The organism is Achromobacter agilis (assembly GCF_900496965.1).
GTDB lineage: Bacteria > Pseudomonadota > Gammaproteobacteria > Burkholderiales > Burkholderiaceae_B > Achromobacter > Achromobacter agilis.
In genome coordinates, this window is the sequence record NZ_UFQB01000024.1 from 59353 (window position 1) to 83134 (window position 23782).

Consider the following 23782-nt stretch of genomic DNA (forward strand, 5'->3'; position numbering starts at 1 on the left):
GCATCCTGCCGCCACGTGTTCTTATCCCGCAAGCGTCAAACCCGCAGAGTATAGCTTGATTCTTTTTACCCGAGCAAATGACTTTCGGCCGTTTGTAAGGTGTAAACAACGCCCGGCCGGACGCAAGAAAATTAGGGACACGAACGGGGCCGAATGCCGCTTACGCCAGCGCCGTCTTGCCCCTGAAACACGGCGCCGGGCCGCCCCCCGGAAGGACGGCCCGGCGTCGGCGCGCCGCGCTGGACTCAGTCTTCTTTGACCGGCGGCGGCGCCCACTGGCCGTCCAGCGCCGTGTCCTGCGGCCAATACAGGCGCATGCTGAGCAGGAACGGCGCATCGGCGGCCGGGGCGGCCAGCCAGTTCGCGCGCTTGCGCTCGCCCGGATCGCGGCGCTGGATATAGATGTCCAGCGAACCGTCCGCGTTGTACTTCAGGCTGTCGGTGCTGCGCAGCACGTAGCGGTTGGCCGGGTTCTCGGCAAAGCCGTACTGGGCGTTATAGACGTGCAGCGACCAGAACGCGTTGGCCGGCGGCAACTGGCCTTTGTCGAAGTGCAGGACGTAGTCCTCGCGGGAATCCAGCATGCGGCCCTTGGAATCGGACACCGTCACCGGGTACAGAACGTCTTCCGGCGTCGGCGCGCCCAGCCCCGCATAGGCAATCGCGGCGCGGCGCGAATAGTCGGTGCCGTAGGTTCCGATGCCGGACAGCACGGTGTTCCAGCCATTGAGCGGCGTGCCCAGGCGCGATACGCCATCGGCGATGCGGCGCCCCGCCAGCGGCTGGGCCTCGGTCAGCGCCTGCTGCACGGCCGGGCTCAGGCTGCCGTACGAGAAGGGCCGCTGGCCGTCCAGGCCGATGCGGCGCATGCGATCGAGGATGGGCGCGTCATTGACGTGAGGCGGATTGTTGCGCAGCACGTCGAAAAACAACCCGAAAAAGGTAGCGGCGTCCATGGCGGCAGCCTGCTCGGCCGGCGTGCCGTCGGGCAGCGCCGGCACGGATGCCTGTGCCTGCAGCCCGCTGCCGATCGGAGCCGCCCCCACGCCGGGCCCCGTCTGCGGATACGCGGTGCCCGCATTGCGGCCGCGGGCAGGCCGCGTGACCGACGGCGCCGGCACGACCAGCGGGCTGGCGGTCATGGCGGCCTGGATCTGGTTGACCGCGGCATAGTCTTGCGGGCCGCCCGTCTGCGTCCAGCCGATCAGCCAGCCGGTGGCCGTCGGGCTGCGGATCACGTCCATGCCGGCGGGCGTGCTGCCCTGCCAGTTGGGGCCGACGATGACGAACGATTGGGCGCCCTTGCCGTTGGTGCGCGCGCCGCGCGAGGCGAACACGTCGCTCCACATGTCCAGCGCCGACAGTACCGAATAGCGGTCGCCCGTGGCGGGCAGGTTCACGATCAGCGGCGCCCGGGACACGTCGAACCACAGGCTGGAGTACAGCGCGTCCGCGCTGGGCCACGGCGTATCCGCGGCGCGCGGGTCCGGAAAAGAAGCCTTGTGGCCGAACTGGTTCATCGGCGCCTTGCCGTCCAGCGGGCTCTGCACCGCCGTGGCCTTGCGGCGGGCCAGTTCCATCAGGACCATCGGATAGGCGTAGACATAGGCATCGATGGCCGTGTCGCGCAACTCCTGCTCGCTCATTTGCGGCGCGGACGCCGAGGCGGCCGGATACGGCGTTTCAGACACGAGACGCAGGGTCGAACGCGGGGATTGAGCCTGGACGGCGGTGACGAAGCAGGCGCTGAGCGCGCCGGCGAGTACAGCGGCGGACCACCGGCGGGTAGCGATAGATGTACGCATGCAAGGCTCCTTCTTGGTGTTGTTGGCAGAAGAGCCGCCGCGCGGGACTTGCCAGTTCGGACAAGCCTCTCTGGCGCGGCACCTCAAGATGACGCCCATCCAGGATAGGACCGAACCCGGCAACAAGGTGCTGACCAAGCGTTTCAAGGCGCAACGCAGAGAAAATGGGCCCCCACGCCGCACTCGCTTCGCTCGCTTGCTGCCCCCCAAGGGGGCTGGCCCGCCCTTGGGGCGGCCCGGCGGGCGGGCCGGCCATTCTTGCGGAGGCCCCGTGGGGGGGCTGGGCCCCCTCGCCGCAATCGCTTCGCTCGCTTGCTGCCCCCCAAGGGGGCTGGCCCGCCCTTGGGGCGGCCCGGCGGGCGGGCCGGCCATTCTTGCGGAGGCCGTGGGGGGATGGCCACTCTCGCCGCAATCGCTTCGCTCGCTTGCTGCCCCGGTGGGGGCAGGCGTAACCAAGCTTAACGGTGTTTGAAGTCCGGTTTGCGCTTTTCGGTGAAAGCGGCCATCCCTTCCTTCTGGTCTTCCGTCGCGAACAGCGAGTGGAATACGCGGCGCTCGAACAGCAGGCCTTCGTTCAGCGAACCTTCGAAGGCGCGGTTGACGCATTCCTTGGCCATCATGACCGACGGCAGGGACATCGAGGCGATGATGGTGGCCGCGTCCATGGCTTCTTCCATGAGCTTATCGGCGGCGACCACGCGCGACACCAGGCCGGCGCGCTCCGCTTCCTCGGCGCCCATCATGCGGGCGGTCAGCGCCAGATCCATGGCCTTGGCCTTGCCCACCGCGCGCGGCAGGCGCTGGGTGCCGCCCGCGCCGGGGATCACGCCGAGCTTGATCTCGGGCTGGCCGAACTTGGCTGTATCGGCCGCGATGATGATGTCGCACATCATGGCCAGTTCGCAGCCGCCGCCTAGGGCGTAGCCGGCCACGGCGGCGATCACGGGCTTGCGGATGCGCTTGAGCGTTTCCCAGTTGCGGGTGATGTATTCGTTGCCGTACACGTCCATGTACGACCAGTCTTTCATCGCGCCGATGTCAGCGCCCGCGGCGAACGCCTTTTCGCTGCCGGTGATGACCACCGCGCCGATATCGGGGTTAGCTTCGAACGCCAGCAGCGCCGCGCCGAGCTCATCCATCAGTTGATCGTTCAGCGCGTTGAGCGCCTTGGGACGATTGAGCGTCAACAGGCCGACGCGGCCCCGGGTTTCGACCAGCACAAACGACTCGCTCATTGCATGTCTCCGAAATGGTATGAAAGTAAGATATGGCTATGGAAAAAGACCAAGCCCCGCCGCTACTTTACCGCCTCGCGCCCCATGATCCGGCCGGACACCGCTACCGGATAACCCTAACCATACCGGCGCCCTCCCCCGGCGGCCAGCGCCTGTCCCTGCCGGCCTGGATTCCGGGCAGCTACCTGATCCGCGACTTCTCGCGCCAGATCGAATCGCTGGCGGCCTATTCGGGCGCCCGCCGCCTGTCCGTCGACAAAACGGACAACCACACTTGGCAGGCGGCGCCCTGCGACGGCCCGCTGCGAGTGGAATACGTGGTCTACGCCTGGGACCTGTCGGTGCGCGGCGCGCACCTGGACGAAACCCACGGCTTCTTCAACGGCACCAGCGTCTTTCTGCGCGTGCATGGCCAGGATCACCTGCCCTGCCTGGTGGAGCTGGCCCCGCCCCGCGGCATCGACGGCTGGAAGGTCTACACCAGCCTGCCCGAGGCCCGCGGCCACCAGGGTGCGGCCCGCCGCCACGGCTTCGGCCTGTACCGGGCGCCGGACTACGATGCGCTGATCGACCATCCGGTCGAGATGGGTACGCCGCAAGTGTCGAGCTTCACGGCGCACGGCGCCGAGCACGAACTGGTGTTCACCGGCGTCGCGCCCAATCTGGACCTGGCGCGCATCACCGACGACGTGCGCAAGATCTGCGAAACGCAGATCGCGTTCTTCGAGCCCCGCACCCGGCGCGCGCCCTTCCTGGACAGCGCGGACCGCTACGTCTTCATGACGATGGTCACCGGCGACGGCTACGGCGGCCTGGAGCATCGCGCAAGCACGGCGCTGATGACGGCGCGCAAGGACCTCCCCGTCCTGGGCCAGCAGGGCCAGGGCGAAGGCTACCGCGGCTTCCTGGGCCTGGTCAGCCATGAATACTTCCATACCTGGAACGTCAAGCGGATCAAGCCGGAAGCGTTCGTGCCCTACGACCTGTCGCAGCCGGACCTGACCCGCCTGCTGTGGGTATTCGAAGGCTTCACCTCCTATTACGACGACCTGCTGCTGCTGCGCTCGGGCGCCATCACCCGCCCCGACTACCTGCGGCTGCTCGCCAAGACCATCTCCAGCGTGGCGCGCGCGCCGGGCCGCGGCAAGCAATCCGTGGCGGAGAGCTCTTTCGATGCCTGGACACGCTATTACAAGCAGGACGAAAACTCCCCCAACGCCCTGGTCAGCTACTACACCAAGGGCGCGCTCGTGGCCCTGGGGCTGGATCTGCTGATCCGCCGGGAAAGCGCCGGCGCGCATTCGCTGGACGACGTGATGCGGCTGCTGTGGGAACGCTACGGCCGCGACTTCTACCTGGGCAAGCCGCGGGGCCTGGCCGAAGACGGCCTGCCCGCGCTCATCCAGGAAGCCACGGGCGTCGACACCCGCCGCTTCATCGCCCGGCATGCCTACGGCACGGCCGACGTGCCGCTGGCCGAGCTGCTGGAATCGCAGGGCGTGACGCTGCAATGGAAGGCCGCAGCCAATATCCCGTCGCTGGACGTACGCACCCGCAAGCAGGGCGACTCGCTGGCGCTGGCCACCGTGCTGGAAGGCGGCGCGGGGCACAAGGGCGGCCTCTCCGCGGGCGACGTGCTGGTGGCGGTCGACGGCCTGCGCGTGGACGCGCCCGCCGGGCTGGACCTGCTGCTGGCGCAATACCGGGCGGGCGACCGGGTGACCGTGCATGTGTTCCGCCGCGATGAGCTCAGGACGTTCCGGGTGAGGCTCGCCGCGCCGGAAACCTCAGAGTGCGTGTTGACGGCCTGACGGGCTCCCTCGGGGCGGCGGCCGCGTGCCCGCCGCCTCAGGCCTTGCCGTCGCCCATCTGCGCTGCCGTCTGCAAAAAGGTGTCCAGCGCGCGCCGCCTGCCCTGACGCCGGGAGACGGCGTAGACCGTGGCGCGCGAGATATCGGCGGGCAGGCGGCACACCGCAACGCGGTCGTCGGCGTGACGGCAGGTCGAGCGGGGCACCAGGGCCACGCCCAGCCCCGCCGCCACCAACGCCAATTGCGCCGGCACCTCGGCCACCGTCTGCGCCACGGACAGCGGCAGGCCGGCGCGCGCGCAGGTCTCGGCCAGGAACCGCGCAAAACCGGAGGTGTCCTGTCGCAGCATGACGAAGGCATCGCCCGCCAGGTCGCTCAGTTCCAGGCGCTTGCGGCCGGCCAGCGGGTGCTGCCTGGGCAACACGGCCACCACGGGGTCGGGCCACAGGGGCATGGCCTGCAGCTCTTCGTCGTCGACTGCGGTGCGCGAAATGCTGACGTCGATGCGGTGCCCGCGCAGCGCCTCCAGTTGCGCCGCCGGATTCATCTCATTGAGCAGCACCGACACCTGCGGGTGCTCGGCCGTGTAGCGCGCGATCAGCGCCGGCACCGGCCCCAGGAAGTGCGACCCCGACAGCCCGACCTCGATGCGGCCCGCCAGCCCCTGGTCCACCGCGCGGACCCGCACCGTGGCTTCCTTCAGGCTCGCCAGCAAGGCGCGCACATCGTTCAGGAAGGCCTCCCCCGCTTCGGTCAGCGTCACCCGCCGGTTGTTGCGGTCGAACAGCCTGACGTCGAGTTCCCGTTCCAGCTGGGCGATCTGCAGGCTGAGCGGCGGCTGCGAAATATGCAGGCGCGCCGCCGCCCGCGTGAAATTCAGCTCTTCTGCCAGCACGGCGAAGTAGCGCAGTTGACGGATTTCCATGGCGGCCAGTTATTTGGAAAAGGTATGAAACCAGACAAAAACTATATTGGAAACTATCGTTCTCGGCGAGCAGAATAGGTCCCGCCATAGAGCACACGACAATAACCGGAGACCTGCCATGCAGAAACTGCTTGCCGCCGCCTTGCTGTCCGGGGCGGCATTCGGCGCCAACGCCGCGGAAGACTTTCCCAACCGCACCCTGTCCCTCGTCGTTCCCAACCCGCCGGGCGGGCTGGTGGACACGTCCGCCCGCATCGTGGCCGAGCCGCTGGCCGCCGCGCTGGGCAAACCGGTGGTGGTGGAAAACAAGGACGGCGGCAGCGGCAACATTGCCTATCAGTACGTCGCCCGCGCCAAGCCCGACGGCTATACCTTGCTGGTGTCGTACTCGGCCTATCACGTGGGCAACCCCAACCTCACGGCCAAGCTGCCCTGGGCGCCCAAGGACTTCGTGCCGGTCGGGCTGGTCACGGTGTCCAGCAATGTGATCGCCGTGCACCCGTCCATCAAGGCCACCAACATCACCGAGTTCGTGGCCGAGGTCAAGAGTTCGCCCGGCCGCTTCAACTACGCGTCGCAGGGCGTGGGCTCGCTGTCCCATCTGGGCACCGAAGTCTTCAAGCAGCAGACCGGCGCGGCGATGTTCCACGTGCCGTACCGCGGGTCGGGCGCCGCCATCCAGGACGTGCTGGCGGGCAATGTGCAGGTCTTCATCACCACCCCGCCGTCGGTGATGGGCCATGTGCAGACCGGCAAGCTGAAGGCCCTGGCGGTCACCAGCCCCAAGCGCCATCCCATGCTGCCGGACGTGCCCACCACCGCCGAAGCCGGCCTGCCCGAGTACCAGCTGGAATCCTGGGTGGCGCTGTTCGCGCCGGCGGGCACGCCGCAGCCGGTCATCGACAAGCTGGCCGCCAGCGTCGAGGCCGCGCTCAAGCAGCCGGCCACGGTGCAGCGCGCCCAGGCCGCCGGCATCGAAGCCCGCTTCGAAGGTCCTGAAGCGCTGAACCAGCGCGTCGCCACGGAACTGGCCTACTGGCAGCGCACCGTCGCCGCCGCGGGCATCACCGCCGACTGATTCCCACGCCGCATTGCCCCGTACCCTCGCGCCCGCGGCGCGAGGCGGGGCCTCTTTTCGCCTTTTTTCAGGAGCGCCGCCATGACGACATCCCCCCGCACCTTGCGCATCGGCCAGATCGTGCCCAGTTCCAACACCACCATGGAGACCGAGATCCCCGCCATGCTGCACCTGCGCGAAACCATCGCGGCCGAACGCTTCACTTTCCATTCCAGCCGCATGCGCATGAAACAGGTAACCGCCGCGGAACTGGCCTCGATGGACCGGGAATCGGACCGCTGCGCGCAAGAGCTCTCCGACGCCCGGGTGGACGTGTTGGGCTACGCCTGCCTAGTCGCGATCATGAGCCAGGGCCTGGGCTACCACCGCGTTTCCCAGGAGCGTTTGCACCAGGCCACCGTGGACAACGGCGCGCCCGCGCCCGTCATTTCCAGCGCGGGCGCGCTGGTCGAGGGCCTGCACGCCATCGGCGCGCGCAAGGTGTCCATCCTGACCCCCTACATGAAGCCGCTGACCCGCCTGGTCGTGGACTACATCGAAAACGAGGGCATCGAAGTGCACGACAGCCTGTCGCTGGAGATCGCCGACAACCTGAAGGTCGGCGCGCAGGATCCGATCGCGCCCGCCAGCCACGTGGCGCGTCTGGACACCCGCGGCGTGGACGCCGTGGTGCTGTCGGCCTGCGTGCAGATGCCGTCGCTGGCGTCGATCCAGCCCGTGCAAGACCGCCTCGGCCTGCCGGTAGTGACCGCCGCCGCAGCGACGGTCTATCGGATGCTAAAAGTACTGGACCTGGAAGCGCGCGTGCCCGATGCGGGCGAGCTGCTGACGGGCAAGTACTGAGCGCGGGCATACCGCCCTACTTGCCCAGCGACAGTATCTCGTTGGCGTTGACGATGGCGCCCGCGATCTCCTCGGTGGTCACGCGCTTGTTCATGGCCTGTTCCCGGATCAGGTCGTAGGCCTGGCCTTCGGTGACATTGCGCGTGCGCATGAGGATGCTTTTGGCTTCGGCGATGCGCCGCACGCCCAGCAGCTTGCCCTCGAGCTTGCGCAGGCGGCGGGCATGCGACTTGATGTCGTCGTAGACCTGCCGCGCCACCACGAGGGAAGACAGCAGCCCGAACGAGCGCACCGGCGAAGGCAGCACCGCCTTGGCGCCGATGCGCAGCACCGCTTCAACGATGGTGGGATTCTCGTAGGTCACGATGGCGATGACCATGGGCGCGTCTTCGCTCTTGGCCCATTCGAAGCCCAGGTCGATCACGTCCGGCCTCACGGCTAGAAACACCGCGTCCAGCCCTTCCGGCAGCGTGGGCGCAGGCGGCCAGAAGGTCTGCACCTGGCAGCCGATCCGCTGCAGTTGCTGTGTCAATTGGCGGCCATCGGCATCATCTGGATGGTAGACGGCGATCCGCAGCGTACGCAGGTCCTTGAGCAGGGAAGGCGTCGCGCGCACCGCGCGCTGGCGGCTGGCGGTCTCCCCCATCAGATCTCCAGCGAGCTCAGGGTGGCCGTCCAATCGCCAAGCGAATGGGTGACCAGATACGGATCGGGATGCACGGGCCGCGTGGCCTCGCGCACGATGGTGAACTGGCCCTTGGCATTGACCCGGCCGACGCGGGGATACAGGCAGGTGTGGTGGTTGGTGGGGTCGATGCGCACGCGCCCCTGGGGCGCCTGGAACTCGCTTTGCAGCACGCGCGGCAGGATTTGCGCGATTTCGTCGGTGCCGGTGTCGCGGAAGGCGTTAGCGAAGATGTGCATCTGGAAATACGCCGCCTCCCAGCACAGATTGGGCACGCAATCGTGGCCGAAACGCCGGCGCAACCGCTCCAGGCAGCGCCGGTTGACGTCGGAATCGATGGATTGGAAGTACGGCGCGGACGTGAAGTGCCCGGCCGCCACCTCGGGCTCCATCTGCGAGATCTCCGCCTCGGAGGTCGTGAGGCTGGCGATGGGCATGGCCTTAGGGTCGAAGCCCGCGTCGGCATAGGCGCGGTACAGGCAGGCGGTCGAGTTGCCCACCACCGTCGAGAAAATAAAGTCCGGGCGCTTGTTGCGGATGTCGTCCAGGATTTCCCGATAGTCGCGCTCGGTCGCGGTCAGCGGCACGTAGCGCTCGCCCAGCTTGGCGCTGTCCTGGCGCTGCAGCACCAGTTCACGCATGATGCGGTTGGATTCGTAGGGATAGATGTAATCCGACCCGATCAGGTAGACGCGGGCGCCGAAGTTGGCGGTCATGAACTCTGCCAGCTGCACACTGTTCTGGTTCGGCGCGGCGCCGGTGTAGATGATGTTGTTGGAAAACTCGAACCCTTCGTACAGCGTCGGGTAGAACAGCAGCTTGTTCCATTTTTCGACCACCGGAAGCACCGCCTTCCGGCTGCTGGACATATAGCAGCCGAAGATGACGTTCACCCGGTCTTGCGTGATCAGCTTTTCGGCCAGCACACTGTAGGTGCCTGGGTCGGATCTCGGGTCGTAGCGCACCGGCACGATCTCCCGGCCGTCCACGCCGCCGGCCTCGTTGATCTCGTCAATGGCCAGCAGCGTGCCCTGCAGCTGGGAACGGCCTATGGTCGATGTGGCCCCCGTTTCGGAGAACAACACGCCTACACGTATCGGATCTTTGTTTGCCATGATCGAGACGCCGGCTGACGCGGGCATCCTTCCTTTGTCGAGGTCAACAGTTTCAGCACAGGCGCATGCGGCGTCAACACGTGGATTCCTGGGGTCGTCATGACGTCGCGCGGGCGCAGGCGCGTACCAGCGCTGCCGGCAGCGCCGCCGGGTTCGTCACGATCCGGTATCCGCGGAAACCGAACATTGCGCGCAACTGCGGTTCGGCCCTGGCGTCCAGCGCCACGCAATGCACCCGCAGGCCTCGGCCGCGCAGTTCCAGCACCGCCTCGCGCGCGTCGTCAACCAGGTAGCGCGGATCGTGCGCGTCCACGTCCGATGGCTCGCCGTCGGTGACGACAATGATGGCGCGGCGTTCGCCCGGCGTGCGCAGCGCCAGCGCGCCGGCGTGCCGCAAGGCCGCGCCCAGGCGCGTCGAATAGCGGGCCTGGGCCGCGCCGATGCGCTCGACCGCCGCCGGCGCCGGAAAATCGCCGGCCTCCAGCAGGCGGTAGTAATACACGGCCGCGCGCGTGTCCGAGCAGAACCCATGCACGGCGATGCGATCGCCCTCGCCCGGCACGGCCCGCGCCAGCAGCGCGGCCGCCTGCTTCTCCAGGTCCAGCACGGTCGTCCCCGCCTCGGGAGCCGGATCGTTGGCCGACGCCGACAGGTCCAGCAGCAACAGCGTGCTGCACGCGCAGGGCTGGCTCCCGGGCCGCATGAAATAGCGGGCGTCCGGCGCCAGGTCCAGGCGCCGGTCGATCAGGACCTCGATCGCGGCATTCAGATCGATATCGTCCCCCTCCCACTGCCGCCTCAGGCGCCGCGCGCGGCTCAGCCGGCGCGAGCGCGGCAGGGCCAGGCGCTGCGCGCGGCCGGCGGGCGCGGATGCGACGCCGTTCCAGGCGGGCAGCGCCTCGATTACCGTGCACCAGTCGGGCCGGCTGCGGCCCAGTTTGTAGTCCCATTCGGGATAGCGGTAGCGCCCCAATTCCACGTCGGCGGCGGCTTCCATCGGCGCATCCTCCTGCACGGCATCGCGGCGTCCGGATGCCGCGCCCTGCATGCCCAGGGCCAGCTCGGACGCAGGATCCGCCGGGTCCCCGTAGTCCCACAGGCAGGCATTGTCGTCGCGGTAAGGAATGGGCACGGCATATTGCTGCGGGTTGAAGCGTACCCGCATCTGTCCCAGGTCGTTGGCCAGCACCGAGGCCAGGCGCCGGAAGGCCGCAGTGTCGCGCAAGTCCGCGGCCTGCGCCTCGAAGAGCGTCCGCGCCTTGTTCACCCAATGGTTGCCGTCGCGCAGGGCCGGGTCCATCAGCAGGCGGCTCATGCGCTGGATCAGCGCGGCGAACCCCAGGTCGGCGGGATCGGGCGCCGCCGGCACGAAGGGCCTGAACCAGCGGCGCACGCCAGGATAATCGGCCGCCAGCAGCCGTTCCACCCGGGCATCCTCGATGGCCGACACCACCGCCACGCCCATCGGCTTCAGGCCCTGGACCGGCTGCGCGGCCGGTGAATAGCGCAGGTGGGCAGCCGCGTGCGCCACCGCCGCGCGGTGCAGCGCCTGCCGGTCGGCGCCGTCCAGCACGGTATAGCTATCCGGCACCAGCAGGTGCGAAGGCGCCAGGACGGGGCGCGACGGCGGCCCGTCCAGCGCCGGCCGCCGTAAAGGCTCGACCGCCAGCTCCCGGCCCGACAGCCCGCACAGCAGCCACGACAGGCTCGCCTGCTCGGCTTCCAGCGCCTGCGCGCCCGCTTCGCCATTCAAAGCCTCGCGAGCATAGGGATCGCGCAGCTGGAAGTAGGCGCGCTGCAGCGCGGGTTGACGCTCGTAGCGCCGCAACCCCGCCAGCATCCAGCGCCCCAGCCCTCCGGCCGTGAGTTTCGCCATCAGCAGGTCCAGCCGGTCCGCCACCGCCTGGGCGCATTCGGAATCCTCGTTGCGCAACGCCTCGATCCATCGCCGCGCCTCGGCGGCCTGGTCCTCGCCGCTGCGCGCGGCCAGCCGTTGCAGCTTGTCGCCGAGCGTATCGGCCAGGCGCCTCCCGGCGCCAGCCCCCTCCTCCGCGGACAGAATGGCTCGCATCGTCATTCCAGGTTGGCATCGACGAGCGCCCGCAGGGCCGCGGCCATGTCGGGGTCGTCGGTCAGCGCGCGGGTCATGGTCATGTCGCAGCTGTCGACTGGGCTGACACCGTCGCGGATCAGGATGCCCGCATAGATCAGCATGCGGGTGGACACCCCTTCGTCGAGTCCATGGCGCTTGAGCTCGCGCGAACTGTGCGCGATGCGCACCAGCCGGTCCGCCAGCGCGGCATCGATGCCCGCCTCGTGCGCCACGATCTCCGCTTCCCGCTCCGCGTCCGGATAGTCGAAATCCAGCGCCACGAACCGCTGGCGCGTGGACGGCTTCAGATCCTTGGCGCTGCTCTGGTAGCCGGGGTTGTAGGACACGACCAACTGGAAGTCGGGATGCGCCCGCACCACTTCTCCCTTCTTGTCCAAGGGCAGGATGCGCCGCGCGTCGGTCAGCGGATGGATGACCACGGTCGTATCCTGGCGCGCCTCCACGATCTCGTCCAGGTAGCAGATGCCACCGTGGCGCACCGCCAGCGTCAGCGGGCCGTCGTGCCAGGCGGTGCCCGCGGCGTCCAGCAGATAGCGGCCAACGAGGTCCGACGCCGTCATGTCCTCGTTGCACGCCAGCGTGACCAGCGGAAGGCCTAGTTTCCACGCCATGTACTCTACGAACCGCGTCTTGCCGCAGCCGGTTGGGCCCTTCAGGATCATCGGCAGCCGGTGCGCGTATGCGTGCGCATACAGGGCGGTTTCCTGGCCGGTCGGGCGGTAGAACGGTTCTTGCGCGATCCGATAGGTATCGAGGGGAGACGGCACGGTTCATATCCTCGCTCAGAGTCCGGCCGGCTGGAAGCCTGGCCGGACGGGATGGGTGGCGGACGCGCCTAGCGGTGCTTGGAGGCTTCGTTGGGAATGCCTTCCATCGGGCATTCCGGCGTCCCCACCGTGGACCGGGTGAAGGACTCGACCATCTTGCGCGTGCCCTCCGGATCCTTGATCCAGTTCGCATAGAAGGTGTACGGGCAGACTGCGACGCCGTTGACCTCTTCGCCGGAGTTGATCTTGCCGGTGTATCCGCGATGGACCAGCTTGAACAGATGGTTTTGCGATTGCATGTTCTTGCGTGCGTCGCGGATCAGGCCGATCGAGAGCTCCGCGTACTGCACCCCCATGTCTTCCTCGCCGCACTCGCCCAGCGTGCGCCCGTCGAATCCGATGATGGCCGAATGGCCGAAGTAGGAGTAGACGCCGTCGAAACCCGCCGCGTTGGCCACGGCCACATAGACGTTGTTCATCCAGGCCATGGCCTTGGACACCATCACCTGCTGCTCCTTGGCCGGATACATGTAGCCCTGGCAGCGCACGACCAGTTCCGCCCCGCGCATCGCGCAATCGCGCCAGATTTCAGGGTAATTGCCGTCGTCGCAGATGATGAGGCTGATCTTCAGGCCCTTGGGGCCTTCCGACACGTAGGTGCAGTCGCCGGGATACCAGCCTTCGATGGGCACCCAGGGCATGATCTTGCGGTATTTCTGCACGATCTCGCCCTGGTTGTTCATGAGGATGAGCGTGTTGTAGGGCGCCTTGTTCGGATGCTCCTCGTGCTGCTCGCCGGTCAGCGAGAACACCCCCCATACATTGGCCTTGCGGCAGGCCTCGGCGAACACGGCGGTCTCCTCGCCGGGAATGGCCGACGCGGTCTCGTACATTTCCTTGGCGTCGTACATGATGCCGTGGGTGGAGTATTCCGGGAAGATCACCAGGTCCATGCCCGGCAGGCCCCGCTTCATGCCCACGACCATGTCGGCGATCTTGCGGGCGTTCTCCATGACTTCTGCCCGGGTATGCAGCCGCGGCATCTTGTAGTTCACGACGGCCACGCCCACGCAATCGTTGCTGCTGGAGATATCTCCGTGTCTCATGACAATGCTCCTCGGTGGTTGACGGTCATACCGTCAGGAAAGATCTGACTTTGTCCTGGTCCAGGCTCGTCCGGCATGCCTCGTGCACGATGCGGCCGCGATCAATCACCAGGAACCGGTCGGCCAGGTCCAGCGCGAAACCCAGCATCTGCTCCGATACGACGATGGCGAAGCCGCGCTCCTCCCGCAATGCGTTCAGGACCCGTGCGATGTCCTTGATGATGGAAGGCTGGATCCCTTCGGTCGGCTCGTCCAGGATCAGCACGCGCGGGTTCGAGATAAGCGCCCGGGCGATCGCCAATTGCTGCTGCTGCCCCCCGGACAGGTTGCCGCCCTTGCGCCGGCGCATCTCGTGCAGCACCGGGAAAAAGCGGTACAGGTAGTCCGGCACGGCCTTGAGCCCGCTGCGCTCCGCGCCGGTCAGGATGTTCTGTTCCACAGTCAGGAACGGAAAGATCATGCGTCCCTGCGGCACGAAGGCCAGCCCGTTGCGCACGCGCCGGTAGCTCGCCATGCCCGCCAGTTCGACACCGTCGAGCCGGATGCTGCCCGAACCCGAGGGCAGCATGCCGATCAGCGCCTTGAGCAAGGTGGTCTTGCCCATGCCGTTGCGGCCCATGATGGCCAGTGATTCCTTGGGCGCCACCTCGAAGCACACATCGTGGACGACGTGGGACTCCCCATAACTCACGTTCAGTTTGTCGATCCGGAACACGGCGCATCCCCTATTCAGTGGCCCAGGTAAACGTCCAGCACGCGGGGATCGGCCTGCACCTCGGCCACCGTCCCTTCGCTCAACAGGCGGCCCTGGTGCAGCACCGTGACCTTGTGCGCGATGCGCTTGACGAAATCCATGTCGTGCTCGATCACCACCACCGACTTGCCGCGCGAGATGCGCGCCAGCAGCTCGGCCGTCTGCTCCCGTTCGCGCGGGCTCATGCCCGCCACCGGCTCGTCCAGCAACAGCAACTGCGGGTTCTGCATCAGCAGCATGCCGATCTCGAGCCACTGCTTCTGCCCATGGCTCAGGCGGCCCGCCTTCTCCGCCAGCCGTTCCGCCAGGAAGACCTGCTCGGCCATGGCCTGGATGCGTCCGTGGATCTCGGCGGTGCGCCGGAACCGCAAGGAACGGATCACGCCATGCGCGTTCGGCAGCGAGATCTCGAAGTTCTCCCGCACCGTCAGGTCCTCGTAGACGGACGGCGTCTGGAATTTGCGGCCGACGCCGGCCCGCACGATGTCGAACTCCACCATCCTCACCAGATCCCGGCCCTGGAACATCACGCGCCCCGAGGACGGCCGCGTCTTGCCGCAGATAATGTCCAGCAGCGTGGTCTTGCCCGCGCCGTTCGGGCCGATGATGACGCGCAGTTCGTCCCGCGCCACGCGCAGGCTAAGGCCGTCCACAGCCCGGAAGCCGTCGAACGACACCGTCAGATCCTCGACGCTCAGGATGGCGCCGGGCGCCGGGCGGTCGCTGCTCATGTCCATGCTGGCGGACTCCTGCAGGTCCAGGGCGGCGCTCATCGCGTGCTCCCCGCGGCGCGGCGCGCCTGAATCTGGCCGAATACTCCCGCCAGGCCGTTGGGCATGGCCACGACCACCACGATGAAGATCGCGCCAAGGAAATAAAGCCAGACTTCCGGGAACGTCTCGGACAGGTATGACTTCAGAAAGCCGATCAACAGGGCCCCGATCACCGCGCCGGGAATGGACAGCCGGCCGCCGACCGCCGCGTAGATCACCATCTCGATCGAGGCCACCACCCCGATGGCCCCCGGAGAAATCAGGCCCACCTGCAGCGTGAAGAAAGCGCCGCCGATAGAGGACAGGACCGCGGCCACGCAGAATACGCAGGCCTTCACGTGCGCGGTGTCGTAGCCTGAAAATCGCACGCGGTCTTCGCGGTCGCGGATGGCGATCAGGATCTTGCCCAGCCGGCTGCGCACGATCGCCAGCGCCGCAAGCATCGCCACCGTCAGCGCGCCGGCCTCCACAAAGTAAAGCGCCAGTTTGCCGTCGTCGCCGACGATGTCCCAGCCCAGCAGCGTGCGGAAATCGGTGATGCCGTTAGCGCCGCCCGTGTCGCCCTGCTGGCCGACGATCAGCACGGTCAGCGTCATTGCCAGAGCCAGTGTCACGATCGCGAAATAAACGCCGCTGACCCGCTTGCGGAAGATTGCCAGCGAAAAGAGGTAGGCCGCCAAGCCGGGCAAGGCCACGATCAGCAGCAGGGTCAGCGTCAGGGAATGGAAGGGCTGCCACCACACGGGCAGACTCTCCACGCTGCTCCACACCATGAAGTCGGGCAACTCCGGAGCGGACGCCTCCAGCTTCAGGAACATGGCCATCATGTAGCCGCCCAGCCCGAAGAAGATGCCCTGCCCCAGGCTCAGCACGCCGCTATAGCCCCAGGTCAGCACGATGCCGATCGCCACGAAGGCGAACGCCATGTACTTGCCGACCAGGTTGAGCCGGAACGGATCCAGCGCCAAGGGCAGCACGGCCAGGATCAGCGCCGCGACCAGCAGGATCGCGATCTCCTCGGTTTTCCGGTGTAGAGATTTCATCGCGTCATCCCCGCGTCTTGTTGGCGAACAGCCCGTTCGGGCGGAAATAGAGGACCAGGATCACCAGCACCAGGATCGTGACCTTGGCCATGGAGCCGCTCATCAGGTATTCCAGCGTGGTCTGGGACTGCGCGATGGCCAGCCCGGAGAACGCAGTCCCCAACAGGCTCTGCACGCCGCCGAACACCACCACGATGAAGGAGTCGACGATGTAGAGCTGCCCCGTTCCCGGGTTGGTCGATCCGATCATCGTGAAGACACAGCCGGCTATGCCCGCCAGGCCGGAACCCAGCGCGAAGGTCAGCGCGTCCACCCGCCGCGTGTTGATCCCCACGGCGCCCGCCATCGCCCGGTTCTGCGTGACGGCGCGTACCCGCAAGCCCCACGCGCTGCGGTAGAGCAGCAGGTAGACGCCGACGGCCACCAGCAGCGTCAGGCCAAGGATGAAAATGCGGTTCAGCGGGAATTGCAGATCGGGGGTGGGCTCCCAGGCGCCGCTGAGCCACGACGCCAGCGGCACGCTAACCTCTTGCGCGCCGAACAACGAACGGTAGGTCTGCTGCAGGATCAGGCTCAGCCCCCAGGTCGCGAGCAGCGTGTCCAGCGGACGGTTGTAGAACCAGCGGATAAAGCCCCGCTCGAGCACATAGCCGAAGGCGAACGTGACCAGGAATGCCAGCGGGATGGCCGCGAACAGGTATATGCCCATCCATCCCGGCGCCCAGTGCTGGAACACCACCGAGACCAGATAGGTCGTGTACGCGCCCATGGCCATGAGCTCGCCGTGCGCCATGTTGATGACGCCCATCAGGCCGAACACGACGGCCAGGCCGATCGCCATCAGCAGAAGGATGCTGAACAGGCTGATCCCGTTGAACAGCTGCATTGCCGCGATGTCGAGATTCATGGTCACGTTCCAGGCTGCGCCGGCGGCATGGCCGCCGGCCGTTGGCTTGCCAGCGTCTTGCGGCGCCGCGCTACAGCTTCGGGAAGGGATTGGGCTCGATCAGATCCGCGGATTCCCAGACGATGTCGAACTGCCCGTCTGGCCGGGCACGGCCTACGCGCACCTTCTTCCAGACGTGGTGGTTGGTGTCATGCACGCGCACGGTGCCTTCGGGCGCCTGCAAGGTCAGTCCCGCCGAAGCGGCGATGACCTTGTCCGGCTCGAACGAGCCGGCCTTCTCCACGCCGAGCTTCCACAGGTACACGCTGTTGTAGGCAACCTCCATCGGGTCGCCGATGACGCGGTCCTGCCCGTACTTCGCCTTGAACGCCTTGACGAACTTCTCGTTGGCCGGATTCTGCAGGCTCTGGAAATACCCCATGCAGGCGTAGTAGCCCGCCGCATTGTCCTTTCCGATGCCTTCGATCTCGTTCTCGGACACCACGGTGGACAACAGCACGACCCGCGTGCCGTCGAGGCCGGCGGCGCGCAGCTGCTTGTAGAACGCCACATTGGAGCCGCCGACCACCGTGCTGTAGATGCACTCCGGCTTGGCCGCCTTGATCTTGTTGATGATGGAGGAGAATTCGGTGTGCCCCAGCGGCGCGTACTCTTCGCCCACCACCTTCGCACCCGTACGGGCGATGGCCGGCTTGGCGATCTTGTTGCACGTGCGGGGATAGATGTAGTCGGAGCCGACCAGGAAGAAGGTCTTGCCCTTTTCCCGGGCCATCCACTCCACCGCGGCGATCACCGACTGGGTCGCCTCCTGGGACGGATAGAACACGCGGGCATCCTGCTCCTGGCCCTCGTAATACGTGGGGTAATAGAGCAGCCCCTTGCTGCGCGACAGCACCGGCAGCAGCGCCTTGCGCGAAGCCGAGGTGTAGCAGCCGACAATGGCCGCGACTTTGTCCCGGTCGAGCAGCTTGCGCGCCTTCTCGGCGAATACGGCGTTCTCGCTGGCGCCGTCCTCCACTACCGGCTCTATCTTCCTGCCCATCACGCCGCCCGCGGCGTTGATTTCCTCGATCGCCAGCTTCTCCGCGTCCACCAGCGACGCCTCGGCGATGGCAATGGTGCCGGACAAGGAATGCAGCAGGCCCAGTTTTACGGTGTCTTGGGCGGAAGCCAGGCGGGGCAAGGTTGCCATCCCCGACGCGGCGCTCAGTAGGACCATCGAGCCGCTGTGCTGCAGAAAGCGGCGGCGGTTGTATTCGCTCATCATTGCGCTCCTGTGCGTTTCTGAAGGCAAGCCTCCGGCCAGGGCTTGCTCGCAAGCCCCAAACTGCCCGGGATTGGGCAGGCGCCTTTGCCGACCACATCGCGACGACCGCCGTCCGTCCGCTGCACCCTCGTTTCTCCGGGCAAAGCTCCGCCCACGGCGCATCGAAACGCCATTCGAAGAAAAGCGATGGACAAACGGAAAACGAAAAGGCCCGAGCCGGAAATTCCGGCTCGGGCCTTTTTGCCCTACGCCTGACTGGCAACACTGGCAGTCGGCGAAAATTTGAAGACGAACTCGCGTCTGGAAGGCATTCTGAAGAAGCGTACCGCGCTATGCCATGCGTATTTTCCCTTATCGTTTGCGCAACGCGCGCCGCAAGGCGGGCGCGGCATTCTGCAAGTAGCGCCACAGACGAGTCGATACCGGCCCTTGCGCCCGGTCCGTGCGCCGCACCATTACCAGCTCCTCGACGCTTCCCGGCAAATGGGGATTGGCGATCGAGCGCAGCCGGCCATCCTGCAACTCTTCCTCAATGAGAAAGCGCGGCATGTGGCCCCATCCCATGCCTTGCAGGATGATCTCTTTCTTCATCAGCTGGTCCGCGACCGTGCACTGCCGCGCGCCCGCGATGGTGAAGTAGTCGCGCGGCGGCGTATGCCTCGCGGTGTCGCGCATGACGCATTGCGTGTACTCGCGCAGATGCGCCGGGCGGACCGCGCGCGGCATGGGTTCGCGCAGGAAGCCTGGCGCCACCACGGGCACGAAAGGAACCTTGGCCAGGTCGACCCATTCGATCCGCGCATCGCTCTTGTCCACGCGATGCAGGATAAGGTCGGCCTCGCCGTCGTCCAGGCGTTCCCAGGGGCCCGCGACCGCCTCGAAGTACAGGTCCAGGCGCGTTCCGGGGCAGCTCGCGAAGAACCGGCTCAGCAGCCCCAGCACGTACGGCCGCGGGCAGAAATCGCCGATCACCACGCGCAGCTCGGTTTCCTCGCCCATGGCCAACTGGCCCGCATGCGCACGCAAAGCGGTCAGTTCGCGCAGCAGCGCCTGCGCGCGCTCGTGGAAGGACTGCCCGGCGCCTGTCGGGCGCACGCGGTAGCCGCTGCGGTCCAGCAGCGCGAAGCCCAGCTGCCGTTCAAGTTTCGCCACCGCCGCGAACACCGCCGGATGCGAGCGATGCAGCGACGCAGCCGCGGCCTGGAAACCGCCCTCGCGCACAACGGCGTCGAAGCATTGCAGGTCGTGCAAGGTGAATTCGCTCATGTCAGTTTTTCCAACAATGACTGTGCAAACTTTGTAATTTCTTCTTGAACGCCGCGCAACTACGATTTGCCTACCCCATCCACCGCGAGGCAGATCCATCATGCAGAGCACATCCTTCTTCACCACGGGCGACGGCGCCCGCATTGCCTACCGCTTCGACGGAGACGCCAGCCTGCCCACGCTGGTGCTGTCGAACTCCATCGGCACCACGCTGCACATGTGGGATGCCCAGATTCCGGCGCTGACCCGCCACTTCCGCGTGCTGCGCTACGATACCCGCGGCCACGGCGCATCCAGCGTGCCGGCGGGCCCGTATTCGCTGGACCGCCTGGGCCGCGACGTGGTGGAACTGCTGGACGGGCTGGGCATCGCCAGCGCGCATTTCCTGGGGCTGTCGCTGGGCGGCATCATCGGACAATGGCTGGGCGTACACGCCCCAGAACGGATCGAACGCCTCATCCTGAGCAACTCGTCTTCCTACCTGGGCCCCGCGCCGCAATGGGACGAGCGGATCGCCGCCACGCTGCAGGCGAGCGACATAACGGAAACCGCCGAGATCTTCTTGCAGAACTGGTTCCCGGCCGCCATGCTCGAGGCCGGCGGCCCCGCCGTGGAGAAGTTTCGCGGCATGCTGCTGCGCACCGACAAGCATGGCCTGGCGGGCGCGTTCGCGGCCGTGCGGGACGCCGACCTGCGCCGGACCATCGCCCTGATCCCCAATCCCTCGCTGGTCATCGCCGGCCTGCACGACACGGTAACGGCGGCCAGCCATGGCGAACAGATGGCCGCCACCATCCCGGGCGCCAGGCTGGTGGTCCTGCCCGCCGTACATCTGTCGAATATCGAATTGCCGCAGGCGTTCGAGACCGCCGTGCTGGAATTCCTGCTGGCGGCCTGAATCAGCTAGTTCAGCTTGGCGCCGGAGGTTTCGACCGCCCGCTTCCAGGTGACGAGTTCGCGGTCGATGTGACTGGCGAACTCGGCCGGGGTGGAGCCCACGGTTTCATAGCCGTATCCCTGCACCTGCTGCTTCAAGGCGGGCACCGCCAACGCTTCGGCAATGCCTCGGCTCAGGGCATCGACAATGTCGGGCGGCGTGCCCGCCGGCGCCAGCACGCCGTACCAGCCGTTCACCACGAACCCCGGCACGCTTTCGGCCACCGTCGGCACATCGGGCAGCAAGGGAGAGCGCCGCTCTCCCGTCACGGCGATGGCCTTCAGCTTCCCCGCCCGCACCTGCGGCAGCGACGTAGAAATGCTGTCGAACATCAGCGACACCTCGCCGCCCAACAGCGCCACCACGGCCGGACCGCTGCCCTTATAGGGCACGTGCATCATGTCCGTGCCAGTCTGGTTCTTGAACATCTCGGCGGCCAGGTGGCTAGTGTTGCCGTTGCCCGCGGACGCGAAGCTGAGCTTGCCGGGGTGGCTCTTGCCGTAGGCGATCAGTTCGCCCACGGTATTGGCCGGCGTGCTCAGGGGCGCCGCCACCAGCATCGGCAAGGTGGCCACCAGCGATACCGGCGCGAAATCGCGGCGCGTATCGTACGGCAGCGACGGATACAGGCTGGGATTGATCGTGTGGGCTGCCAGCACCATCAGCAGGGTGTAGCCATCGGGCTTGGCGCGCGCCAGCTGCGCGGACGCGATCGTTCCGCCCGCGCCCGGCTTGTATTCCAGCACCACGGGCTGGCCCCACTTCTTCTGCAGCTCCGCGCCCAATGGGCGCGCCAGCATGTCCGCGCTGCCGCCGGGCGGATAAGGGATCAGCAAGGTGATTGGCTTATCGGGATACGCGGGCGCGGCCTGCGCGGCGCCCAGGCACACGACGCCAAGCGTGGCTGCGGCCAGTAGGGAACGGATCATCAGAATCTCCTTGGCCCGGTTCGGGCGCAAAGCGTCAGGCGTAGCGGGGCGTGCCCGCGGCATCCACCACGATGCGGCGAGGCGCTGCCGGAAACTGCAGCGGCGCCCCGGTGGCCGAGCGCAGGAAAGCTTCGTCGATGCCGGAATGCATGGCGTGGACGCTCAGGCCTTGCGGCGTCACGTCGATCACCGCCAGGTCGGTATAGATGCGCGTCACCACGCCCTTGCCCGTCAGCGGATAGGTGCATTGCCTCAGCAATTTCGGCGTACCGTCGCGGCCGCGATGCTCCATCGTGACCAGCACTTGCCGGGCGCCCACGGCCAGGTCCATCGCGCCGCCCACGGCGGGAATGGCGTCGCCCGCATCGGTCTTCCAGTTGGCCAGGTCGCCTCGTTCCGACACCTGAAACGCCCCCAGCACGGCGTAGTCGAGATGGCCGCCGCGCATCATGGCGAAGGAGATGGTGTGCTCGGTGATCGACGCGCCTTCCCGCAGCGTGATCGGCTGGCGGCTGGCGTTGATCAGGTCTGTATCCACCGCCTCGCCGCTGGCAGCGGGCCCCATGCCCAGGATGCCGTTTTCGCTGTGCAGGAGAATGTCCTTGTCGGGCGGGAGGTAGTCGCCCACCAGGGTCGGCATGCCGATGCCCAGGTTGACGATGGATCCGTCCGGAATATCGCTGGCCAGCAGCTGCGCGATCTGCTGCCGGGTCAAGCCGATGGTTTCTTGCATGTCAGGCCTCCACCCGCACGACGGACTTCACGAAGATGCCCGGCGTCATGACCTGCTCGGGCACGAAAGCGCCCAGCGGCACCACCTCATCGACCTGCGCGATGGCGTGGGCTGCGGCCATGCACATCACCGGGTTGAAATTGCGCGCGGCGTGCCGGTACATGAGGTTGCCCCAGCGGTCGCCCAGATGCGCGCGGATCAGTGCGTAATCCCCCCGCAGCGGTTGTTCCAGCACATAGCCCACGCCGTCGATCACTTCCTGGCGACGGCCTTCGGCCAGTTCGGTGCCGTAGCCGGTGGGCGTATAGAACGGCCCCAATCCCGCGCCCGCGGCGCGCAGGCGTTCGGCCAGCGTGCCCTGCGGCACGCATTCCAGTTCGACCTCGCCCGCGCGGTAGGCGCGCGCGAACGCCTCGGAGTTGGGAGGACGCGGATGAGAGCAGATGATCTTGCGCACTTGCTTGCGGATCAGCAGCGCGGCGATACCGCGTTCGAACGTGCCCGCGTTGTTCGAGATGATGGTGAGGTCGCGCCGCCCCAGCTCCGCCAGGCAGTGCAGCAGTTCGTAGGGCACGCCCGCCTCGCCGAAGCCGCCCACCAGCACCGACGCGCCATCGGGAATCACCGCCACGACCTCGGCCATGGATGCTTGAATCTTGTCGATCACTTATTGCTCCTGCACCAATCCGGCCGTGTCCACGATCTGCTTCCAGCGGGCGCGTTCCTGGTCGATGAATACCGAGAATTCCGCGGGCGTGTTGCCTCCCGCCTGCCCGCCCATGGCTTTGAAGCGGCCGCTGATGTCAGGGCTGCGCACGACGTCGCGCGTGGCGACGTAGAGCTTGTCGATGACGGCCTCTGGCGTGCCGGCCGGCGCGACCAGGCCGAACCAGGCGGTGACCACCATGTCCTTTACGCCGGCCTCGGCCATCGTCGGCACGTCCGGCAGTTCCGCCAACCTCCTGTCGCTGGTGACGGCCAGCGCGCGCAGCTTGCCTGCCTGGATGTAGGGCATCGAACTGGGCAGGTTGTCGATCATGAAGGTGAACTGCCTGCCCAGCAGCGCCGCCACCGCGGGCCCCGCACCCTTGTAGGGAATGTGCGTGCCGGCGATGTCCGCGCGTTGCTTGAAGAGCTCGGCCGACAGGTGCGGCGACTGGCCCGCGCCGGAACTGCCGAAGGACACCTTGGACGGATCCCGCTGCGCCTCGGCCCGCAGGTCCGCCACCGTGCGCGCGGGCGAGGCTTCGTTCACCACCAACACGTTGGGCACCGAGATCACCAGCGTGACCGGCGCGAAGTCGGTCGGCTTGTAGGGCAGTGTTTTGTACAGGGCGTAGTTGATGGCGTTGGGGCCGATGTTGCCCATCAGCAGGGTATAGCCGTCGGGCTTGGCGCGCGCCAGCGCCTGCGCGCCGATGATCCCGGCCGCGCCCGCGCGGTTCTCCACAATGACCTGCTGGCCCAGCTTGGCGCTCAGTTTGTCCGCGATCAATCGCGCGGAGATATCGGTGGTGCCGCCTGGCGCAGCCGGGATGATGAGCGTGATGGGCCGTTCAGGCCAGGCGGCGTGGGTCGGGCTTGCGATGGCGGCGGCCATCGCGCCGGCAGCCAGCCAGCGATGCGCGTGCAACATGCTTGTCTCCCAATGCGATCATTGTTCGATCAACTTGTGGCACAGAGTGTGGGC

The 23782-nt window shown here is 67.0% G+C and carries 22 protein-coding genes; 4 read left to right on the forward strand and 18 right to left on the reverse strand.

What is annotated here, in order from left to right; genetic code table 11:
• Positions 1 to 245: 245 nt before the first annotated feature.
• Both AGI3411_RS23550 and AGI3411_RS23555 read right to left on the reverse strand, forming a co-directional pair.
• Positions 246 to 1805 (reverse strand): DUF1254 domain-containing protein, encoded by a 1560-nt coding sequence (locus AGI3411_RS23550; RefSeq protein WP_129529748.1) that lies wholly within the window; start codon positions 1803 to 1805, stop codon positions 246 to 248.
• A gap of 458 nt (positions 1806 to 2263) precedes the next feature.
• Positions 2264 to 3040, reverse strand: a complete 777-nt coding sequence (locus AGI3411_RS23555; protein ID WP_129529749.1) for an enoyl-CoA hydratase — start codon at positions 3038 to 3040, stop codon at positions 2264 to 2266.
• Positions 3041 to 3078: 38 nt separating this feature from the next.
• On the opposite strand from AGI3411_RS23555, the gene AGI3411_RS23560 reads away from it, so the two are divergent.
• Positions 3079 to 4851 (forward strand): M61 family metallopeptidase, encoded by a 1773-nt coding sequence (locus tag AGI3411_RS23560; RefSeq protein WP_129529750.1) that lies wholly within the window; start codon positions 3079 to 3081, stop codon positions 4849 to 4851.
• Between the two features lie 37 nt (positions 4852 to 4888).
• Here the strand turns inward: AGI3411_RS23560 and AGI3411_RS23565 are convergent, their stop codons facing one another.
• On the reverse strand, positions 4889 to 5776 hold the full coding sequence (locus AGI3411_RS23565; protein ID WP_129529751.1) for a LysR substrate-binding domain-containing protein: 888 nt from the start codon (positions 5774 to 5776) through the stop codon (positions 4889 to 4891).
• Between the two features lie 118 nt (positions 5777 to 5894).
• Between AGI3411_RS23565 and AGI3411_RS23570 the strand changes: the two genes are divergently transcribed.
• Positions 5895 to 6854 carry a Bug family tripartite tricarboxylate transporter substrate binding protein gene (locus AGI3411_RS23570; RefSeq protein ID WP_129529752.1) on the forward strand — a complete coding sequence of 320 codons (960 nt, stop codon included), beginning with the start codon at positions 5895 to 5897 and terminating at the stop codon, positions 6852 to 6854.
• Positions 6855 to 6935: 81 nt separating this feature from the next.
• A complete protein-coding gene (locus AGI3411_RS23575; RefSeq protein WP_129529753.1) occupies positions 6936 to 7697 on the forward strand; it encodes a maleate cis-trans isomerase family protein in 762 nt (253 codons plus the stop codon).
• Positions 7698 to 7713: 16 nt separating this feature from the next.
• Here AGI3411_RS23575 and AGI3411_RS23580 read toward each other — a convergent pair whose 3' ends face one another.
• From AGI3411_RS23580 to AGI3411_RS23630, 11 genes are all read right to left on the reverse strand, one after another.
• Positions 7714 to 8343 carry an ANTAR domain-containing response regulator gene (locus AGI3411_RS23580; protein WP_129529754.1) on the reverse strand — a complete coding sequence of 210 codons (630 nt, stop codon included), beginning with the start codon at positions 8341 to 8343 and terminating at the stop codon, positions 7714 to 7716.
• Positions 8343 to 9497 carry a transporter substrate-binding domain-containing protein gene (locus tag AGI3411_RS23585; protein WP_129529755.1) on the reverse strand — a complete coding sequence of 385 codons (1155 nt, stop codon included), beginning with the start codon at positions 9495 to 9497 and terminating at the stop codon, positions 8343 to 8345. The genes AGI3411_RS23580 and AGI3411_RS23585 overlap by 1 nt, the downstream gene beginning before the upstream one ends.
• 97 nt (positions 9498 to 9594) lie before the next feature.
• Positions 9595 to 11568, reverse strand: a complete 1974-nt coding sequence (locus tag AGI3411_RS23590; RefSeq protein ID WP_244240436.1) for a nitric oxide reductase activation protein NorD — start codon at positions 11566 to 11568, stop codon at positions 9595 to 9597.
• Between the two features lie 2 nt (positions 11569 to 11570).
• Entirely contained in the window at positions 11571 to 12377 is an 807-nt protein-coding gene (locus AGI3411_RS23595; RefSeq protein WP_129529757.1) for a CbbQ/NirQ/NorQ/GpvN family protein, read from the reverse strand.
• A gap of 68 nt (positions 12378 to 12445) precedes the next feature.
• A complete protein-coding gene (locus AGI3411_RS23600) occupies positions 12446 to 13483 on the reverse strand; it encodes an aliphatic amidase (protein ID WP_129529758.1) in 1038 nt (345 codons plus the stop codon).
• A 25-nt stretch (positions 13484 to 13508) separates the two neighbouring features.
• Positions 13509 to 14198 carry an urea ABC transporter ATP-binding subunit UrtE gene (urtE, locus tag AGI3411_RS23605; RefSeq protein ID WP_129529759.1) on the reverse strand — a complete coding sequence of 230 codons (690 nt, stop codon included), beginning with the start codon at positions 14196 to 14198 and terminating at the stop codon, positions 13509 to 13511.
• Positions 14199 to 14212: 14 nt separating this feature from the next.
• Positions 14213 to 14974 carry an urea ABC transporter ATP-binding protein UrtD gene (gene urtD / locus AGI3411_RS23610; protein WP_129529799.1) on the reverse strand — a complete coding sequence of 254 codons (762 nt, stop codon included), beginning with the start codon at positions 14972 to 14974 and terminating at the stop codon, positions 14213 to 14215.
• Between the two features lie 32 nt (positions 14975 to 15006).
• Positions 15007 to 16053 carry an urea ABC transporter permease subunit UrtC gene (urtC, locus tag AGI3411_RS23615; RefSeq protein ID WP_129529760.1) on the reverse strand — a complete coding sequence of 349 codons (1047 nt, stop codon included), beginning with the start codon at positions 16051 to 16053 and terminating at the stop codon, positions 15007 to 15009.
• A gap of 4 nt (positions 16054 to 16057) precedes the next feature.
• The gene (gene urtB, locus AGI3411_RS23620) at positions 16058 to 16960 is read right to left on the reverse strand and encodes an urea ABC transporter permease subunit UrtB (protein ID WP_129529761.1); all 903 of its coding nucleotides are present in this window, start codon (positions 16958 to 16960) and stop codon (positions 16058 to 16060) included.
• 70 nt (positions 16961 to 17030) lie between these two features.
• Complete coding sequence (gene urtA / locus AGI3411_RS23625) at positions 17031 to 18224, reverse strand: urea ABC transporter substrate-binding protein (RefSeq protein WP_129529762.1); 1194 nt, start codon at positions 18222 to 18224, stop codon at positions 17031 to 17033.
• Between the two features lie 354 nt (positions 18225 to 18578).
• Positions 18579 to 19493, reverse strand: a complete 915-nt coding sequence (locus tag AGI3411_RS23630) for a LysR family transcriptional regulator (RefSeq protein ID WP_129529763.1) — start codon at positions 19491 to 19493, stop codon at positions 18579 to 18581.
• Between the two features lie 100 nt (positions 19494 to 19593).
• On the opposite strand from AGI3411_RS23630, the gene pcaD reads away from it, so the two are divergent.
• Entirely contained in the window at positions 19594 to 20391 is a 798-nt protein-coding gene (gene pcaD, locus AGI3411_RS23635; RefSeq protein WP_129529764.1) for a 3-oxoadipate enol-lactonase, read from the forward strand.
• Between the two features lie 5 nt (positions 20392 to 20396).
• Here pcaD and AGI3411_RS23640 read toward each other — a convergent pair whose 3' ends face one another.
• The 4 genes from AGI3411_RS23640 to AGI3411_RS23655 are packed head-to-tail and all read right to left on the reverse strand — an operon-like array spanning position 20397 to position 23728.
• The gene (locus AGI3411_RS23640; RefSeq protein WP_129529765.1) at positions 20397 to 21359 is read right to left on the reverse strand and encodes a Bug family tripartite tricarboxylate transporter substrate binding protein; all 963 of its coding nucleotides are present in this window, start codon (positions 21357 to 21359) and stop codon (positions 20397 to 20399) included.
• 34 nt (positions 21360 to 21393) lie between these two features.
• On the reverse strand, positions 21394 to 22092 hold the full coding sequence (locus AGI3411_RS23645) for a 3-oxoacid CoA-transferase subunit B (protein ID WP_129529766.1): 699 nt from the start codon (positions 22090 to 22092) through the stop codon (positions 21394 to 21396).
• A 1-nt stretch (position 22093) separates the two neighbouring features.
• Complete coding sequence (locus AGI3411_RS23650; protein WP_129529767.1) at positions 22094 to 22759, reverse strand: 3-oxoacid CoA-transferase subunit A; 666 nt, start codon at positions 22757 to 22759, stop codon at positions 22094 to 22096.
• A complete protein-coding gene (locus AGI3411_RS23655; RefSeq protein ID WP_129529768.1) occupies positions 22760 to 23728 on the reverse strand; it encodes a Bug family tripartite tricarboxylate transporter substrate binding protein in 969 nt (322 codons plus the stop codon).
• Positions 23729 to 23782 lie beyond the last annotated feature (54 nt).